We start from the raw sequence: 17,780 nt of genomic DNA, 5'->3' as shown, positions 1-17,780 counted from the left end.
CCGCCACGGATGTTCCCGCCCGTTGGGCCTGTCCGGTGGACAGAGTGGGCAACAGGAGCGGGAGGGCTGCCGGGTGATCTTCACACGACGGATGGTGCTTCGTCCGGCTGGACGAAATCGGGCGTGGTGGTTGTGCGATGGGACGAATACCGACGTACGGCGGTCCGCCTAGCGTCGGCGCATGGCGACTCTGAGCGAGATCGAGACGTGGCTACAAGACCAGCTGGCGACGCTGCTCGCCGAGCATGAGGTCCCCGGTGCAGCGGTCGGCGTACTGCTGGGCGGCGAGGTGATCGACCACGCGGCCGGCGTACTGAGTAAATCGACCGGAGTCGAGACGACGGCCGACTCGGTGTTTCAGATCGGGTCGATCACCAAGGTCTGGACGACCACGCTGGTCATGCAGCTGGTCGACGAGGGGAAGCTGGACCTCGACCAGCCGATCCGCTCGTACCTGCCCGAGTTCGTCATCGCGGACGAGGCGGCGGCCGCCGTGATCACCACGCGGCAGCTGCTGTGCCACACCGCCGGGTTCGAGGGCGACATCTTCAACGAGACCGGTAAGGGCGACGACGCTGTCGAGAAGTTCGTCGCCTCGCTGGCCAGCACCACCCAGCTCTTCCCGCCGGGCGAGATGTTCTCCTACAACAACGCCGGCTTCGCAGTACTCGGCCGTCTGATCGAGGTACTGCGTGGCACGCCGTACGACGCCGCGCTGCGGGAACACGTTTTCACGCCGCTCGGCCTGGCCCACGCCGCGACCGATCCGTACGAGGCGATCCTGCACCGGGCCGCCGTCGGACACATCAAGCCGGAGGCAGACGCCGCGCCGGTACCCGCACCGATCTGGGCCATGACCCGCGGAATGGCTCCCGCCGGAGCGATGCTCGCGATGAGCGCCCGCGACCTGCTGGCCTTCGCCAAGCTCCACCTCGACTCCGGTACCGCGGCCGACGGCAAGACAGTCCTGAGCGCGGCGAGCGTCAAGGCGATGCAGGAGCCGCAGGTCAAGCTGCCCGCTCTCGGGATGATGGGCGATTCGTGGGGCCTCGGCTGGGAGCTGTTCGACTTCGGCGGCACGAAGGTGATCGGCCACGACGGCGGGACCATCGGCCAGAACGCCTTCCTGCGTGTCGTTCCCGAGCACGGGCTCGCGGTCGCGCTGCTGACCAACGGCGGCGAGACGATCGAGGTCTACAAGAAGGTCTTCGGTCACCTCGTCCAGGAGCTCGCCGGGCTGACCCTGCCGCCGTTCCCCGCGCCGCCTGCCGAGCCCGCCCCGGTGGATGTGGACCGCATCCTCGGCACCTACAGCTGCGAGGTCGCCGACATCACCGTGCGCCAGGACGAGGACGGGAAGATCTGGCTCGACCAGACGCCGAAGGGCATCTTCACCGAGCTCGGTCCGAAGCCTGACCCGGTCGAGCTGGTCGGTCGCGACGGGCAGAGCCTGATCGCGGTCAAGGCCGAGCACGGCATGCACCAGCCGCATGTCTTCGTCGGCGACGACGGCTCCGGCCGTGCCCTGTACCTGCACAGCGGCCGGGCCCTCCGCCGCGCGGCTGTCTGATTCCCGGAGGCAACATGCGATCCGTACGCACCGCTCTAGCGGCCGGAGCCCTCGTCACCGGTCTCGCGCTGTCCGCCTGCAGCTCGGGTGAGCAGACCGCCGGCACTGGTCAGGCCGCCGAGGGCAAGACGATGACCATGGCGATCAGCGCCGATCCCGGCAACCTCGATCCGCAGTTCACCTCGTTGTCGGTCACCATGCAGGTCGACTGGTTCCTGTACGACTCGCTGGTCGGCATCAGCCCGGACGGCAAGCAGGTGCCCGGGCTGGCCGACAAGTTCGAGGGCAACAGCACCACTGCGAAGTACACGCTGCGCAAGGGCGTCACGTGCGCGGACGGGAGCCCGCTGACGGCCAGCACGGTCGCACAGAACATCAACTTCGTCGGCGACCCGGCCAACAAGTCCACGCGGATCGGTGTATTCATCCCGCCGGGTGCAAAGGCAACCGCTGACGACGCTACCGGCACAGTCACCGTGACAGCGCCTGCACCGGACGCGTTCCTCGTCCGCAACATCGGCGGACTGCACATCGTGTGCAGCAAGGGGATGAAGGACCGCAGCATCCTCAAGCAGGGCTCGGACGGCACGGGCATGTACACGGTCGCGGAGGCCGTCCCGGGCGACCACTACACGCTCACCCGGCGCAAGGACTATGCCTGGGGTCCAGGTGACTTCAAGCAGGGGCAGTCCGGTCTGCCGGACAAGGTCGTGCTGAAAGTGGTCAGCAACGAGACCACAGCGGCCAACCTGCTGCTCTCCGGGCAGGTCAACATCGTCGCGATCGCCGGACCGGACAAACAGCGGCTGCAGGCTCAGAAGACATTCCAGCGTGAAGCGGGCACACCGCTTGGTGAGCTCTGGTTCAACCAGAAGGCCGGCTTGACCACCGCGGACCTCGCAGTACGCAAGGCGCTCACGCAGGCCCTTGACCTCACTCAGCTCGGCAAGGTGCTCACCAGCGGGACCGGTACGCCGACCACCCGGTTGGTTGCCCCCGGCATGGGTCCGTGCTCCGACGACACCGTAACCGGCAATCTGCCCGGCCATGACCTGGACGCGGCCAAGGCAGCACTCGACGCGGCAGGCTGGCGACCCGGAGCGGGTGGCATTCGGCAGAAGGCCGGTACGAAGCTGTCGCTGGTCTTCTACTACCCCACCAGCCTCGGCCCGACGGTGCAGTCCGCGGCTGAGCTTCTCCAGAAGGCCTGGACCGAGCTAGGTGTCGACGTGTCGCTCAAACCCGTCTCGACCGCGGAGATCAGCACGGTCGTCCTCGCCGGCCAAGGCACCTGGCACGCCGGCCTGATCCCGCTGACCGTGTCGCTGCCGAGCCAGCTGGTCAGCTTCCTCTCCGGCACCGGTCCGCCGAACGGCAGCAACTTCTCCTCGATCAAGAACCCGGAGTACGACGCTGCCGTGGCCAAGGCCGCCGCGGTCCCCGGAGCCGACGGCTGCGCGGACTGGGCCTCAGCTGAACGGGCCTTGTTCAAGCAGGTCAACCTGGTGCCGTTCGTCAACGCAACCGTGCCGATCTTCGGCAAGGGCGCGACGTTCGACCTGAGCGAAGGCAGCGTGATCCCGTCGTCGATCAAGATGCTGGGGTGAGGCAGTGACGACGCAAGTGACGACGGCGGTCAACGCACCGACTCTCAACGCTCATCCGTGGCTCGGGTTCGCCGTACGGCGACTTGGCCGGCTGGTCGGCTCGGTCCTCATCCTGGTCAGCGCCGCGTTCCTGATGATCCACCTGATCCCTGGTGACCCGGTCCGCGGAGCGCTAGGACCTGCTGCCGCGCAGAGCCTCGTCGACGCCCAGCGTGCTTCGCTGGGCCTCGACGACCCGCTCTGGCAGCAGTACCTGGACTTCCTGCACCACCTGGTCACCGGCAACCTCGGTACGTCGATCACCACCGGGCTGCCCGTCTCCGACGTGATCCGGGATCGTCTGCCGGCCACAGTCGAGCTGGCCGTCGCAGCGTTCCTCGTGGCGGTGCTGATCGCAGTACCGCTCGGTCTGGCGATGGGTGTCTTGACGAGGGGCGGACGACGGCCACGGGCCGAGCTGGGCTTCACGTCGACCGCTGTGGTGCTCGCTGCGATTCCTGAGTTCCTGTTGGCTGTTGGACTCGTCTACGTGTTCGCGGTGACGCTGCACTGGTTCCCTGTCGCAGGACGCGGCAACGTCGCGTCGTACGTGCTGCCGGTGTTGTCGTTGGCTGTCGGTCCGGCTGCTGTGCTTGCACGGATCTGCCGCGTGGAACTGCTGGCGGTGCTGCAGACGGACTATCTGCGCACTGCCCGTGCGAAGCGACTGCCTGCTGCAGCCATCTACCTGCGGCACGCTCTGCCGAACGCGGTGACCGCCACGATCACGCTGGGCGGTCTGCTGCTCGGTGGCATGGTCGCGGGAACGGTGCTGGTCGAGAACGTCTTCGGCTGGCCCGGGCTCGGCAGCACGATCGTCTCCTCGATCATCGCGAAGGACTACCCCCTGGTGCAGGGCGTGGTGCTTGTGTACGGCGTCGGCGTACTGCTTGTGAATCTGGCCGTCGACGTGACGCTTGCCCTGCTCGACCCCCGATCCACCATCAGGGAGAGCTGATGCGCCGCTGGATGGCCGTACTGCGCACACCCGTGGGCACCGGCGCCGGCCTGCTTCTCCTCGGCGTGCTGCTGCTTGCCGTCTTCGCTCCGATCCTGTGGTCCCACCAGGCCAACGCGATCGACACGGACCACCTGCTGCAGGGCACATCCGCGGACCACTGGCTCGGCACCGACAACCTGGGCCGGGACATCTTCTACCGGGTCCTCGTCGCATCGCGTACGTCGATCCTGCTGGCGCTGCTCGCGACCTCGATCGCTGTGGTCACGGGTCTCGCGCTGGGCAGTGCTCCGGCGATCCTGGGCAAACGTGGCGGCCGGGTCGCGACCGCTGTGGTGAACATCGCCGTCGCCTTTCCAGGGCTGTTGCTCGCGCTGTTCTTCGCGGTTGTGTTCGGAGTCGGCGCGAAGGGCGCCGTACTGGCGATCGGGTTCGCGGGTGCGCCGTCGTTCGCGCGGCTGACGCAGACGCTGGTGGCAGGGGTCGCGGAGCGGGACTTCATCGCGGCTGCGCGGATCGCAGGCGTAGGACGGTTCCGGATGCTCGTGCGGCACATCCTGCCGAACATCGCGGAGCCGCTGGTCGTCAACGCGACGATCGGTGCGGGCGGGACGCTGCTCGCGTTCGCCGGGCTGTCCTTCATCGGGCTCGGCGTGCAGCCGCCGGCCTACGACTGGGGCCGGATGCTGGGCGAGAGCCTCAGCGGCATCTACGTGCACCCAGCCGCGGCACTCGCTCCTGGTGTCGCAGTGGTCATTGCAGGGCTGGCGTTCAACCTCTTCGGCGAGGCGGTGGCGAAGGGCCTCGGCGCACAGGTGCCCCGAGCGCGGTGGACCGACCGTACGCCGGAGGCCACTCCGGCTCGTGAGGACGACAGCGACGCGGTGCTGGTGGTCGAGGACCTGCATGTCAGCTTCCCCGGTCCGGTCACGCCGGTCCGCGGTGTCAGCTTCACGATCCACAAGGGCGAGATCGTCGGCGTGGTTGGCGAATCCGGTTCTGGCAAGAGTCTCACCGCGCTCGCGGTCGCCCAGCTGATCGAACCGCCGGGTCAGGTGCGTGCGGCCGAGCTGTCGTTCCTGGGCGCTCCCCTGCTCGGTCGGCTGCCAGTCCGCAGTACTGCGGCGGTAAGGCGACGGTTACTGGGTACATCGTTCGCAATGGTGTTCCAGGACCCGATGACGTCGTTCAACCCGACCAAGCGGATCGGCGTACAACTGGCCGAGGGTGCACGCGAGCATCAGGGCCTCACCCGTCGTGCAGCGATGGACCGGGCGATCGACCGGCTCCGAGCGGTACGGGTACCTGCTGCGGAGCGCCGGGCGCGGCAGTACCCGCATGAGTTCTCCGGCGGCATGCGGCAGCGCGCCATGATCGGCATGGGGCTGATGGGCGCACCGGCGTTGATCGTCGCCGACGAACCGACCACTGCCCTCGACGTCACCGTGCAGCGGCAGGTACTGCGGTTGCTGGAGACGATCCGCACTGAGGACGACGTCGCGGTGCTGCTGATCAGCCACGACATCAGCGTGGTCGCACAGATCTGCGACCGCGTGCTGGTGATGTACGCCGGGCGTGTCGTCGAGGACCTCCCATCGACCGAGCTGGCCACTGGTGCGCGGCATCCGTACACGCGGGCGTTGCTGGCCGCAGTACCCGATCTGGACACCGCGCTCGACGAACCGCTCGCAGTCATCCCAGGGCGTCCGGTGGATCCGGCGCGGTTGCCGGAAGGGTGTGCCTTCGCGGCGCGGTGTGCGTTCGCGTCGGACCGGTGCCGGCTCGAGGACCCCGTGCTGATCGATCAGGTGGCGTGCTGGCATCCACAGGCGCAGGCTGAGTACTCGAACTTCCGGACGGGGCAGCGATGAGCGAACTGCGCTTCGAGGGCGTGACGGTCCGGTACGGACGCGCGCTGACGGCTGTCGACGGTGTAGATCTGACGGTGCCGTCGGGCCAGGTGGTCGGACTGGTCGGTGAGTCGGGGTCCGGCAAGTCGACGCTGGCGCGTGCTGCGGTCGGATTGGTCGAGCCAGCGAGTGGACAAATCCTGTTGGACGGTTCGCCGCTTCATAGTCGGCGCCCGCTGCAGATGGTGTTCCAGGATCCGTACTCCTCACTGGATCCACGGATGACCATCGGCGACTCGATTGCCGAGGCGATGCCGAGAGGTGCCCGTCGACGCGACGAGGTCGTGCGGTTGCTCGAGCTCGTCGAACTGGACGCCGACCGCGTCTCGGCGTACCCCGGCGCGTTGTCGGGCGGTCAGCGCCAGCGGGTCGCGATTGCCCGGGCGCTGGCGGGCAAGCCCGAGGTGCTCATCGCCGACGAGATCACCTCGGCCCTGGACGTGTCGATCCAAGGCACAGTGCTGAACCTGGTCCGCACCCTGCAACGCGAACTGCAGTTGTCGATGCTGTTCATCTCGCACAACCTGGCCGTGGTTCGGTACGTCAGCGACATCGTCGCAGTGATGTACCTGGGCAGGATCGTCGAGGTCGGGCCTGCCCGCGACGTACTCGGCAACCCGCAACACCCTTACACCAAAGAGCTTCTCGCGGCGGCTCCGCGACGTGGCTCGACCTCGTTGCCGCCACCGGACGAGGCCCTGGTCGCCGACGCCGAGCCGGCTGATCCGCATCACCCGCCGGCGGGCTGCCGGTTCCATCCGAGGTGCCCGATCGGTCCGCTGATCCGGACCGACCGCGAGCACTGTCTGACCCTCGATCCCACCGCCGAGGCCGACCACCGCCTGCACCGCGCCGCCTGCCACCACGCAGCCGGCGTACTGCGGGCCGTCGGCTCGAACCCGCCTGTGCACCTGCAACTCAAGGAGGACTCCCAGTGACACGTCTGCGCATCGACGACCTGACCGAGCTTGCCGTACCGGAGCAGCCGGCGCTGTCGCCCGACGCCGCCCAGCTCGTCTACGTCCTCCGGACCACCGACGCGAAGGCCGACCGCACGCTGCGGAGCCTGTGGCGGACTCCTGCCTCCGGTGGTACGCCGCAGCAACTCACGCGCGGCGAGGCGGACTCGACGCCAGTCTGGTCGCCCGACGGGACGCAGCTGGCGTTCCTGCGGGCCAAGGACGGACCGGCGCAGATCTGGGTGTTGCCGGCCGGAGGCGGTGAGCCGGAGCAGCTCACCACGCTGCCGCTAGGCGCAGGAACACCGAAGTGGAGTCCAGACGGGACGCGGATCGCTTTCTCTGCGCCGGTCGACATCGCCGCATCCCCTGACAATGAGCATGCACCGATCGCCACCGAGCGACTGGACTACCAAGCTGACGGCGCGGGCTGGCTGCGGACGATCCGCAAGCACCTGCACGTGGTGGAGGTCGAGTCGAAGGAGTGCCGTCAGGCCACGGAGGGAGACTGGCACGCCGGCGACCCGGCCTGGTCACCCGACGGCGCGAAGCTGGCGTTCGGAGCTGCCACCGCGCCTGACGCGGACCTGAACCCGACAGCTCCTGCCTACGTGCTCGACGCATCGGATCCCAAGGCGAAGCCACAGCTGATCGGACTGGCTGACGGACTGACCGGCACGGTGACCTGGACCGCGGACGGCGCCGCACTGCTCATCGTCGGCATGCTCTCCGGACCGGTCGGCCACGCCGGCCTGCTGCGGCTCTCCCTGGACAGCGGCGACGTGGTGAACCTGGCGGCTCCGCTCGACCGCAACGTGATGTCCGGCGGAGCGGCGTACCCAGGTGCTCTGCCGACGCTTGTGGACGAAGGCCGCACTGTCCTCTTCGCTGCCCGGGACCGTGGCTGCACACACCTGTACTCCGTGCCTGTTGAGGGCGGTACGCCTCAGCATGTGTTCGGCGAGCCTGGACAGGTCGTGTCTGGGCTGTCCGTTGCGGCTGGCGTGGCGACGTTCGCGCTGAGCACACCGACGTCGTTCGGAGAGATCGTCACGCTGGAGCTGGCGACTGGTACGGCGACCACGCGGACGACGTACGGCGATAAGGACGTCTTTGTCCGGGAAGAGCGCGAGTTCACCATCTCAGACGGGACTGTGGTCTCCGGCTGGCTTGTTCGCGACCCGGCCGCCGACGGGCCGCAGCCGCTGCTGCTGGACATCCACGGTGGTCCGCACAACGCATGGAACGCCGCTGCCGACGAGGTGCACCTCTACCACCAGGAGCTGGCTGCTCATGGTTGGACTGTCCTGCTGCTCAACCCCCGTGGCAGCGACGGGTACGGCGAGGAGTTCTTCAACGCCGCGCTCGGCGCCTGGGGTACGGCGGACGCCCGCGACTTCCTCGAACCGCTCGACGAACTGGTTGCCGAGGGCACCGCTGACGCCGATCGGCTCGCCGTGGCCGGTTACAGCTACGGCGGGTTCATGACGTGCTACCTGACCAGCCGCGACGACCGGTTCGCCGCAGCGGTCACCGGCGGTGTGGTCAGCGACCTCACCAGCATGGCCGGTACGTCGGACATGGGTCACTTCCTCGACGTGTACGAGCTGAACAGCTCCACCGACTACAGCTCCATGTCGCCGTTCGCCGAGGTCAGCAAGGTCGCGACGCCGACGCTGATCCTGCAGGGCGACGCCGACGTACGCTGCCCGATCGGACAGGCTCAGCAGTGGCACACTGCGCTGCGCGAGAACGGCGTACCGAGTCAGCTCGTGCTGTACCCGGAGGCCAGTCACCTGTTCATCGTCGAGGGCCGCCCGTCCCATCGCCTCGACTTCAACCGCCGCATCCGCGACTGGGTCGAGCAGTACGCCGGTGACGCGAGCGGTCCGCGCCGGGCGAAGATCGACGCGGCGCACTGGCAGCGTCGACTCACCACACTGGCCGCACGGCACGGCGTACCGGGCGCGACGCTCGGCATCCTGCGGGTCCGGCCGGGAGTGGAGGACGAGCTGGTGGAGGCGGCGACCGGCGTACTGAACAAGGACACCGCAGTGGCGGCCACGACCGACTCGGTCTTCCAGATCGGTTCTATGTCGAAGGTCTGGACCGCGACGCTCGCACTGCAACTCGTTGACGAAGGACTGCTCGACCTGGACGCACCGATCAGCCAGGTGCTCCCCGAGCTGCAGCTGGGCGATCCTGACGTCGCCAAACAGGTGACAATGCGGCACCTGCTCACGCACACCAGTGGGATCGACGGAGACGTCTTCACCGACACAGGTCGAGGCGACGACTGTCTGGAGAAGTACGTCGACCTGCTCGCGGACGTCCTGCAGAATCACCCGCTCGGCGCGACCTGGTCGTACTGCAACTCCGGCTTCTCGCTGGCCGGCCGTGTGATCGAGAAGCTCACCGGCTCCAGCTGGGACCAGGCGCTGCGGGACCGGATCATCACACCGCTCGGTCTGCAGAACACTGTGACGCTGCCGGAAGAGGCGCTGCTCCGGTCGGCCGCGGTCGGTCACATCAGCGAAGGCGAAGAGGAGCCGAAGCGCGCACCGGTCTGGGGACTCCCTCGCTCGCTGGGACCGGCCGGACTGATCACGTCGACCGTGGCCGACGCGCTGGCGTTCGCACGACTCCACCTGAACGGCGGTGTAGCGCCTGACGGCACTCAGCTTCTTAGCGAGGCCTCGGTGACTGCGATGGCCGAACAGCAGGCGGAGCTGCCGGACAAGTACTCGCTGGGCGATTCGTGGGGTCTCGGCTGGATCCGGTTCGGCTGGGACGGCCGACGGCTCATCGGGCACGACGGAAACACGATCGGCCAGGCCGCGTTCCTGCGGGTGCTGCCCGACGAGGGGCTGGCCGTCGTACTGCTGACGAACGGCGGCCACACGCGTGACCTGTACGAGGACCTCTACCGGGAGATCTTCGGTGAGCTGGCCGGCGTCTCGATGCCCACGCCGCTCGCTCCCCCGACGGAGCCTCTGACGGTCGACGTACGCCGGCATGTCGGCCGGTACGAGCGCGCCAGCGTGATCCAGGAGGTGCTGGTCGACGACGAGGGACCGCTGCTGCGGATGACGATCACCGGACCGTTGGCCGAGCTGCTGCCGGAGCCGACCGAGGAGCTGCGCATGACTCCGGTCGACCAGAGCGGCGACCTGTTCGTGGTCCGGGCGCCCGGTGCGCTCACGTGGACTCCGGTGACGTTCTACTCGCTGCCGACCGGCGAGAAGTACCTGCACTTCGGGGTCCGCGCTACACCGAAGGTCGGCGGATGACTGAGTCGGTCTTCGCGGCGAGGTTGCCGCAGATGCTCGTGGATCTGGAAACTCTGGTGACGTGTGAGTCGCCGTCGTCGGATATCGCGGCGGTGGCTCACAGCGCGGACGTCGTGGCCCAGCTCGGAGCGGAGCGGCTCGGGTCCAAGCCGGAGTACGTCGTCGTGGACGGCTGCACGCATCTGCGCTGGCGGCTCGGTGACGGGCCGCGGCGGGTCCTGATACTCGCCCATCACGACACCGTCTGGCCTCTAGGCTCGCTGACCACGCATCCGTTCACGAACGAGGACGGCGTACTGCGGGGGCCGGGGTGCTTCGACATGAAGGCCGGCCTCGTGATGGCACTGCATGCGATCTCCACGTTGCCGTCGGCAACCGTCACGCTGCTGGTGACCGGCGACGAGGAACTCGGCTCGCCGTCGTCCCGGGAGCTGATCGAGACCGAGGCCGTCGGGTGTTCGGCCGCTCTGGTGCTCGAGGCGTCGGCGGATGCCGGTGCGCTCAAGCTCGAGCGGAAGGGCGTCTCGGTCTACGAGGTGCGGATCATCGGGCGAGCCGCGCACGCCGGCCTGGAGCCCGAGCTCGGCATCAACGCCTCGATCGAAGCTGCGCATCAAGTGCTTGCCATCAGCAACCTCGGCGACGCCGAGCTCGGTACGACGGTGACACCTACCGTGCTGACCTCGGGGACCACTCGGAACACCGTGCCGGCCGCCGCTGCCTTCTTCGTCGACGCGCGGGCCTGGACCGTCGAGGAACAGCTGCGAGTGGACGAGGCGATGCATGCGCTCCGACCGGTGCTCCCCGGGAGTTCGCTGGAGATCATCGGCGGACCGAACCGGCCGCCGCTCGAGCGCAAGATGTCCGAGGAGCTATACACGCGGGCTTCGCGGCTCGCGCTGGATCTGGGCCTGCCGGCCCTGCGCTCGGTCGCTGTCGGCGGCGGATCGGACGGCAACTTCACGGCCGGCATCGGTACGCCGACGCTCGACGGGTTGGGCGCTGTCGGTGGTGGCGCCCATGCCGACGACGAACATGTCCTGGTCGCCGAGCTCGCCCCGAGAACGGCGTTACTGGCCGCGCTGATGGCAGACCTGATGGACACGCCATGACGCTCGATCTGAGTCCGTCGATTGCCGCCGCTACCGAGGCGGGTATCGATGCGGCGGCTGCGGCCGGAGTGCGAGTGCGTGAGTTGCGCGAACTGGCGGAGCTCGACGAGGTCTACAGCTTGTACGACTCGATCTGGCGGCCGGACCCGAGCAATCCGCCGGTGACGACCGAGTTGCTGCGGGCGCTGACAAAGGCCGGAAACTACGTCGGCGGCGCGTACGACGGTGACGAGCTGATCGGCGCCTGCGTCGGGTTCTTCTCGGCGCCGGCGGAGGTCTCGATGCACAGCCACGTCGCCGGGGTGTCGGGGTCGGCGCGCGGGCGGAACGTCGGGTTCGCGCTCAAGCTGCATCAGCGCGCCTGGGCACTGCGACGAGGAGTGTCGTCGATCTCGTGGACGTTCGACCCGTTGATCCGGCGCAACGCCTACTTCAACGTGGCGAAGCTCGCGGCACAGCCGACGGAGTACCTGACGAACTTCTACGGCGACATGCGCGACGGGATCAACAGCGGCGACGACACCGATCGGTTGCTGGTGCGCTGGGAACTGGATGCTCCAGCTGTCGGTGCCGCTGCGGTTCGCCAGGCCGTTGTGGTCGATGTCGAGTTGATGCCTGGGGCAACGGTTGCGCTGGCTTGTGGTGCGGACGGGTGGCCGGCGGTTGGCGGTCCTGCGGGCGATGGGGTCGTGCTGGTCGCCGTACCGCCTGATGTCGAGGGGTTGCGGCGTACCGATCCGGGTGCCGCGAAGGCGTGGCGGGCCGCGTTGCGTGAGGTGCTGGGCGGGTTGCTGGCGGATGGTGCGCGGGTGACCGGGTTCGATCGGGCCGGGTGGTACATCGTCGAGCAGAAGGGGTTGTGATGAAGCTGACCGGATTCGAACTGCGGCGGATCTCGATGCCGTTGGTGTCGCCGTTCCGGACCTCGTTCGGCACCGAGACGACGCGGGACGTGCTGCTCGTGCGCGCCGTGAGTACGGAAGCCGAGGGGTGGGGCGAGTGCGTCGCGATGAGCGGGCCGCTGTACTCGTCGGAATACGTCGATGCGGCGGCCGACGTACTGCGGCGGTTCTTCGTGCCCGCGCTGGCCTCGGTGGACTCCGCGGTCGGGGTCGGGCCGGCGTTGAGTCGGTTCCACGGGCACCGGATGGCGAAGGCTGCGGTGGAGACGGCCGTGCTCGATGCCGAGTTGCGGGCCGAGAACCGTCCGTTGGCTCGCGAGCTGGGTGCGGTGCGGGATCGGGTGCCGTGCGGGGTGTCGGTCGGGATCATGGACTCGATCGGCGAGTTGCTCGATGCGGTGGGCGGGTATCTCGAGCAGGGGTACGTGCGGATCAAGCTGAAGATCCAGCCCGGGTGGGACGTCGAGCCGGTGCGCGCGGTGCGGGAGCAGTTCGGCGACATCCTGCTGCAGGTCGACGCCAACACGGCGTACACGCTGTCCGACGCGCGGCACTTGGCTCGGCTCGATCCCTTTGATCTGCTGCTGATCGAGCAGCCGCTCGACGAGGAGGACGTGCTCGGGCATGCGGATCTGGCTCAGCAGATCAGTACTCCGGTGTGCCTGGACGAGTCGATCACGTCGGCGCGAGCGGCGGCCGCAGCGATCCGGCTGCGTGCCTGCGCGATCGTCAACATCAAGCCGGGTCGCGTCGGTGGGTATCTGGAGGCGCGGCGGATCCACGACGTCTGCGTCGCCAACGACATCCCGGTCTGGTGCGGCGGCATGCTGGAGACCGGCATCGGCCGGGCCGCGAATGTTGCCCTGGCCGCCCTACCTGGTTGCACGCTGCCCGGCGACACGTCGGCCTCGGACCGGTACTTCCGGACCGACATCACCGTGCCGTTCACGCTCGACAACGGGCACCTGCCGGTGCCGACGAGCGGCGGCATCGGGATCGAGCCACTCGAGGCCGAACTGGCCGCGGTGACCACGAGCACCGAATGGCTGCCGCTCTGACGCTCAGGCTGCCGCTCCGACGCTTACGCTGGGGGCTCGGAGGTGATCGGTGACGAATCGACCGCGGGCAAGCCTCGGCCGGGTTCTGGACGACCTGGGCGCGACCTTGCTGGAGCTCGTGCACGGGGATCCGGATCGGCCGGCGGAGATCGGCGGCATCGTGATCCTCGATCCGCTCGACGAGCCCGTGCTCCCCTCGCACGCTCTCGTCCTCGGCGTCGGTCTCCACGAGCCCGACCGGATCGCCGACGTACTGCGTGATCTCGGCCGGCAGCAGGCCGCCGGGCTGGTCGTCCGCTCCCCCATCGCGGCCGGCGACCTCTTGGCGGCCGCGGTGGCCGAGTCCGGAGTCGCCCTGCTGGCGTTGACTCGCGGCGCGTCGTGGGACCAGCTCGCCGTACTGCTGCGGTCGCTCCTGGCCGACGGCGATGTCGGTGAGGTGGAGACCCTCGCGGGCATGCCCTCCGGCGACCTGTTCGCGCTCGCCAACGCGACCGCCGCGCTGCTCGACGCGCCTGTGACGATCGAGGATCGCGGCTCGCGCGTGCTCGCGTTCTCCGGTCGGCAGGACGAGGCGGACAAGGCTCGGGTGGAGACCGTGCTCGGCCGCCAGGTACCGCAGCGGTACTTCCGGCTGCTGACGGAGTACGGCATCTTCCGCGAGCTGTATCGCACCGACCGTCCGGTGCACGTCCCGCCGTTGCCGACCAACGGCGAGACCTTCACCATCCCGCGGGTCGCCGTCGCGGTCCGCGCCGGCGACGAGATCCTCGGCTCGATCTGGGCCGCCGTCCGCGACCCGCTCACCGCCGAGCGCTCCCAGGCTCTGTGCGACGCCGCGAAGTTGGTTGCCCTGCACATGCTTCGCATCCGCGCCGGTGCCGATGTCGAACGACGGCTGCGCGCCGACCTCGTCAGTACGGCGCTGGAAGGCGGCCCCGGCGCCCGCGCCGCGCTGGACCGGTTGGGGCTGGCCGACCAGCACGTCGTCGTACTCGCACTGGGAATCATCGCCTTCGACTCGGAAGACTCCGTTGTCCAGACCGACGAGTCACTGGTCAGCCAGGCTGGACTGGCCGGGGAGCGTCAGCGGCTGGCCGATGCGTTCGCCATGCATCTCGGCGCTGTGCACCCACGGGCAGCTGCTGCGTTAGTTGGTGATGTCGCTTATGGACTGATCCCTGTACGCCCGGACCGGTCCGACGGCGAGGAGCGCGCCGTACGCATCGGCAAGCACTTCCTCGAACGGATCGGCGATCGCGTCACCGCGAGCATCGGCGTGGGCCCCGTCGTTGCTGAGGCTGCGCATCTACCCAACGCACGTGCTGGTGCCGACCGTGCTCTCCGGGTACTGCGAACCGGTCGTGGCACGCCACGTGTCGCCCGACTCGCGGATGTGCATGTCGACACCCTCCTGCTCGAGCTGCGCGACCTGATCGAATCGCGGGGCGACGAGCCGACCGGTCCGATCGCCCGCCTCGTCGCGTACGACCGCCAGCACAACACCGACCTGGTCGAGACCCTGCGGGCGTGGCTGGACGCCTTCGGCGATGTCGCAGCGGCTGCTGCGGCGGTTTACGTGCACCCCAACACCTTCCGGTACCGCCTGCGCCGCCTGGCCGAGGTGGGCGGGCTGGACCTCGACGACCCCGACTCCCGCTTCGCAGCCATGCTCCAGCTCCGCCTCGTCAGCCCACCGCACCGCCTGATGACCCGCTGAACCGCCATCCTTCCGGAGAGCAATCGCGGACGATGGGACGGGGCACATGACCGACTGGTGGCGGGAGCGGCGGCAGAACGAGCAGCTCGAGGACCTGCAGAGCGAGATGTCGTATGCGCGGCAGGAGACGTCGCGGCTGCAGTCCCAGCTGTCCAAGATCCAGGGTGGTCTGCAGGAGCGGGTCAACCGGCTCTCGTCCGCTTTCGACGCGTTCGTCGAGCTGTCCGACCTCCGGTACGAGATGGCCGGCTTCCTCGAGGCTGCTGAGCTACGCCGGTACGCCAGTCGCGTTCTGACGGCGATGGCTTCCAGTACTCCGCTCCCGCCGGCCGCCGAGCCCGTTCCGCAGTACTGGCTGGGGCCGGCTACCTCGGCGCTGATCGGGCTCACTGGTGGGCAGGACGAGCAGGCCCTTGGTGTTGCGATGGGACTCGACGAGCGGCGCACGTCGACGTTTCTGGCGTTGGCGTTGGCTGCGTTGGGGCAGCGGCATCAGGTACGGACCGAGTGGCTGGACGTGGCGTTCGGCGTACTGCCGGCGGATGGGACGGTTACCCGGGTACAGCGGGTGCTATGGGCTACTGCTGCGCGTGGCGGGTTCGGAGCGGACGGTCTGGCGCTGGTGGCGAAGCGGCTGCAGTCGGTCGCACCACCCGCGGACGGATGGTTGCCGAAGCTGGAGAAGCGCGGCGAGACGCCCCGCTCGTCCGGCACCCGCTTCGAGGCCGTCGCAGAACAGGTAACCGCGCGCACCCGCCTCGGCCGAGTCCTCTCCGCCGTCGAGACCATCGCCGGCAACACCGAGGCCCGCGAACCCGCTCCCGCCCTCAGCTACACCTCCACCGACAACAACCCAGAGCTCACCACTGACAGCGGGACCGGACGCGACAACGGGCGCCGCTCGGGACGTGACTCGGCGCCTGACTCGGGGCGTGGGTCCGGGCGTGACTCGGGGCGCGAGTACGCGCGTGGGTCCAGGCGTGGGCAGGGTGCGCGGGGTTCGGGTGCGGATGGTGCGGTTGCTCGGGACAGCACCGCCGCGCTGCTGCGGCTGCTGATCTCCGAAGGGAGCGAGCCGGAGCGCGAATCGCTGGCCCGCGTCGCCGTACTGCGTGCTCAGATCAGCGGCGCCGGTGAATCCGCTGCCGAGCGGCTCGAGGACTCGGTCGGCACAGTCGAGGAGCTGCTCGCCGACGACTTGAGCCAGAACGACGACCCACATCTGGCGGCCGCCGTACTCCGCGTCATCGGCCCGTCCGTCCTGCCCGCCGTGGAGGACCTGGCGAAGGTCGCGGGTCAACCGAGCCCCCCGCAGATCGACGTAGCCAGCGACGGCCACACGATCGCGATCCGCCCCGACGGCCCCGACCAGCTCCAGCTGAACACCGCCCTGTCGTCGATCAAACAGTCCGCAGGCGTCGTGACCGCCGCCAAGTACGCCGTACCGGCCGCCCTCGTCGGCGTCGGCGCAGTCGTCGCGATCGGCCTCGGCTTCGTGAACGCGATCTGGATCGTCGCGGGCCTGATCCTGATCGGCATCGGCGCCTTCCGCTACTGGAGCATCCGCACCGCCGCCAAGGCCGACAAAACCGCAGCCGCCGACCGAGCCACCCGCCTCACCGACCGCTGCACCACAGCCGCCACCCAACTAGCCGACTACACCAAGACAACCGAAACCCGCCAAACCGCCGTCACCACCACCCTCACCACCATCCGCAACCACCTCACCACCTAACCCACCACCCCCACCCGCCCCCGAACCTCGCCCCACTGCACCAGACCGGCCCCCACTGGACCGGCTGGGGTCGGGTTGGTTAGTGGGTGCGCCAGGTGGATTGGTGGGTCCAGTGGATGAGGTTGGCGGCTTGGCGGGTGTTGAAGAGGGAGGCGGTGCCGGTTAGGGCGGTGTGGAGCTTGGTGTTCGGGGAGTAGTGGGACAGGAGGTCTGCGGTTGGCTCGTAGCGGCCGGTGTCTTCGGCTGCTATGACGAGGGTTGCGAAGCGGTTGTGGGGGCGGGGTTGGAGCGAGAGGGTGCAGGCGCGAGCGGCTTCGCCCAGGTCGACGTAGCCCCAGAGGTTGCGGCGGTTGTCTTCTGGCGGGGCGTCGGCGATGTAGCGACGTACCTCATCGGGCGTGAGGATCCAGTGGAAGCGCAGGGCCGTCACCTGTACGCCGCGGCGTGCGTACGTCTGGCCCATGCGTTCGAGGACGTCCTTGGTGAGCGCGTACGGGTCGACGTACCGGAGCTCGGTGTTCTCGTCGATCGGGACGTCCGGCGTGCCGATCTCGTCCGGGGACCAGGCGGTGCCGTAGATCGAGCCGCTGGAGGCGAGCACCGCCGTACGGATGCCTTGCTTCCAGGCTTCTTCCAGCGCGTTGAACGTCGTGATCGTGTTGAGCTCGAACAGCCGAACCGGCTCGATGTTCTCGGGGCTTGCGATGCCCGCGCAGTGCACGATCGCATCAGCACCGCGCAGCGAACGGGCGACCGCCTCCCGATCCATCAGATCAACCGGTTCGGGTCCAGTGAGGTCGGCCTCGATCACTTCGTGCCCGGCGCCGATCAACTGCCGGCAGACCTCAGCGCCCAGCTTGCCTCGTGCCCCACTCACCCAGATCCGCATCTGCCGCATGCTAGCCGGGCACTCCGACAGC

The 17,780-nt window shown here is 68.7% G+C and carries 12 protein-coding genes; 11 read left to right on the top strand and 1 reads right to left on the bottom strand.

The window, feature by feature from the left end; translation table 11 throughout:
* Window positions 1-181: 181 nt before the first annotated feature.
* From EV645_RS36710 to EV645_RS36660, 11 genes are read left to right on the top strand one after another with little or no spacing between them, the layout of a single operon-like run.
* Window positions 182-1,570, top strand: a complete 1,389-nt coding sequence (locus tag EV645_RS36710; RefSeq protein WP_130448959.1) for a serine hydrolase domain-containing protein — start codon at window positions 182-184, stop codon at window positions 1,568-1,570.
* A gap of 14 nt (window positions 1,571-1,584) precedes the next feature.
* Window positions 1,585-3,177, top strand: a complete 1,593-nt coding sequence (locus tag EV645_RS36705) for an ABC transporter substrate-binding protein (RefSeq protein WP_130448957.1) — start codon at window positions 1,585-1,587, stop codon at window positions 3,175-3,177.
* Window positions 3,178-3,181: 4 nt separating this feature from the next.
* The gene (locus EV645_RS36700) at window positions 3,182-4,174 is read left to right on the top strand and encodes an ABC transporter permease (RefSeq protein ID WP_198682108.1); all 993 of its coding nucleotides are present in this window, start codon (window positions 3,182-3,184) and stop codon (window positions 4,172-4,174) included.
* Window positions 4,174-6,045, top strand: coding sequence for a dipeptide/oligopeptide/nickel ABC transporter permease/ATP-binding protein (locus EV645_RS36695; RefSeq protein ID WP_130448955.1), 1,872 nt, complete (start codon window positions 4,174-4,176; stop codon window positions 6,043-6,045). Before EV645_RS36700 ends, EV645_RS36695 begins: the two co-directional genes overlap by 1 nt.
* Window positions 6,042-7,022 carry an ABC transporter ATP-binding protein gene (locus EV645_RS36690; RefSeq protein WP_130448953.1) on the top strand — a complete coding sequence of 327 codons (981 nt, stop codon included), beginning with the start codon at window positions 6,042-6,044 and terminating at the stop codon, window positions 7,020-7,022. Before EV645_RS36695 ends, EV645_RS36690 begins: the two co-directional genes overlap by 4 nt.
* Window positions 7,019-10,333, top strand: a complete 3,315-nt coding sequence (locus EV645_RS36685; RefSeq protein ID WP_130448951.1) for a serine hydrolase — start codon at window positions 7,019-7,021, stop codon at window positions 10,331-10,333. Before EV645_RS36690 ends, EV645_RS36685 begins: the two co-directional genes overlap by 4 nt.
* Complete coding sequence (locus EV645_RS36680) at window positions 10,330-11,445, top strand: M20 family metallopeptidase (RefSeq protein ID WP_130448949.1); 1,116 nt, start codon at window positions 10,330-10,332, stop codon at window positions 11,443-11,445. Before EV645_RS36685 ends, EV645_RS36680 begins: the two co-directional genes overlap by 4 nt.
* A complete protein-coding gene (locus tag EV645_RS36675) occupies window positions 11,442-12,308 on the top strand; it encodes a GNAT family N-acetyltransferase (RefSeq protein ID WP_130448947.1) in 867 nt (288 codons plus the stop codon). The genes EV645_RS36680 and EV645_RS36675 overlap by 4 nt, the downstream gene beginning before the upstream one ends.
* Window positions 12,308-13,405, top strand: a complete 1,098-nt coding sequence (gene menC / locus EV645_RS36670; RefSeq protein WP_130448945.1) for an o-succinylbenzoate synthase — start codon at window positions 12,308-12,310, stop codon at window positions 13,403-13,405. The genes EV645_RS36675 and menC overlap by 1 nt, the downstream gene beginning before the upstream one ends.
* 49 nt (window positions 13,406-13,454) lie before the next feature.
* Window positions 13,455-15,125, top strand: a complete 1,671-nt coding sequence (locus EV645_RS36665) for a PucR family transcriptional regulator (RefSeq protein ID WP_130448943.1) — start codon at window positions 13,455-13,457, stop codon at window positions 15,123-15,125.
* A gap of 46 nt (window positions 15,126-15,171) precedes the next feature.
* Window positions 15,172-16,860, top strand: coding sequence for a DUF5320 domain-containing protein (locus EV645_RS36660; RefSeq protein ID WP_130448941.1), 1,689 nt, complete (start codon window positions 15,172-15,174; stop codon window positions 16,858-16,860).
* 79 nt (window positions 16,861-16,939) lie between these two features.
* Here EV645_RS36660 and EV645_RS36655 read toward each other — a convergent pair whose 3' ends face one another.
* Window positions 16,940-17,749, bottom strand: coding sequence for an NAD-dependent epimerase/dehydratase family protein (locus EV645_RS36655; RefSeq protein WP_157997240.1), 810 nt, complete (start codon window positions 17,747-17,749; stop codon window positions 16,940-16,942).
* Between the last annotated feature and the right edge of the window lie 31 nt (window positions 17,750-17,780).

Origin of the sequence: Kribbella rubisoli (assembly GCF_004217145.1) — a bacterium.
GTDB lineage: Bacteria > Actinomycetota > Actinomycetes > Propionibacteriales > Kribbellaceae > Kribbella > Kribbella rubisoli.
The sequence above is the reverse complement of the archived record's forward strand: the minus strand, read 5'-3'. Positions and strand labels throughout refer to the sequence as shown.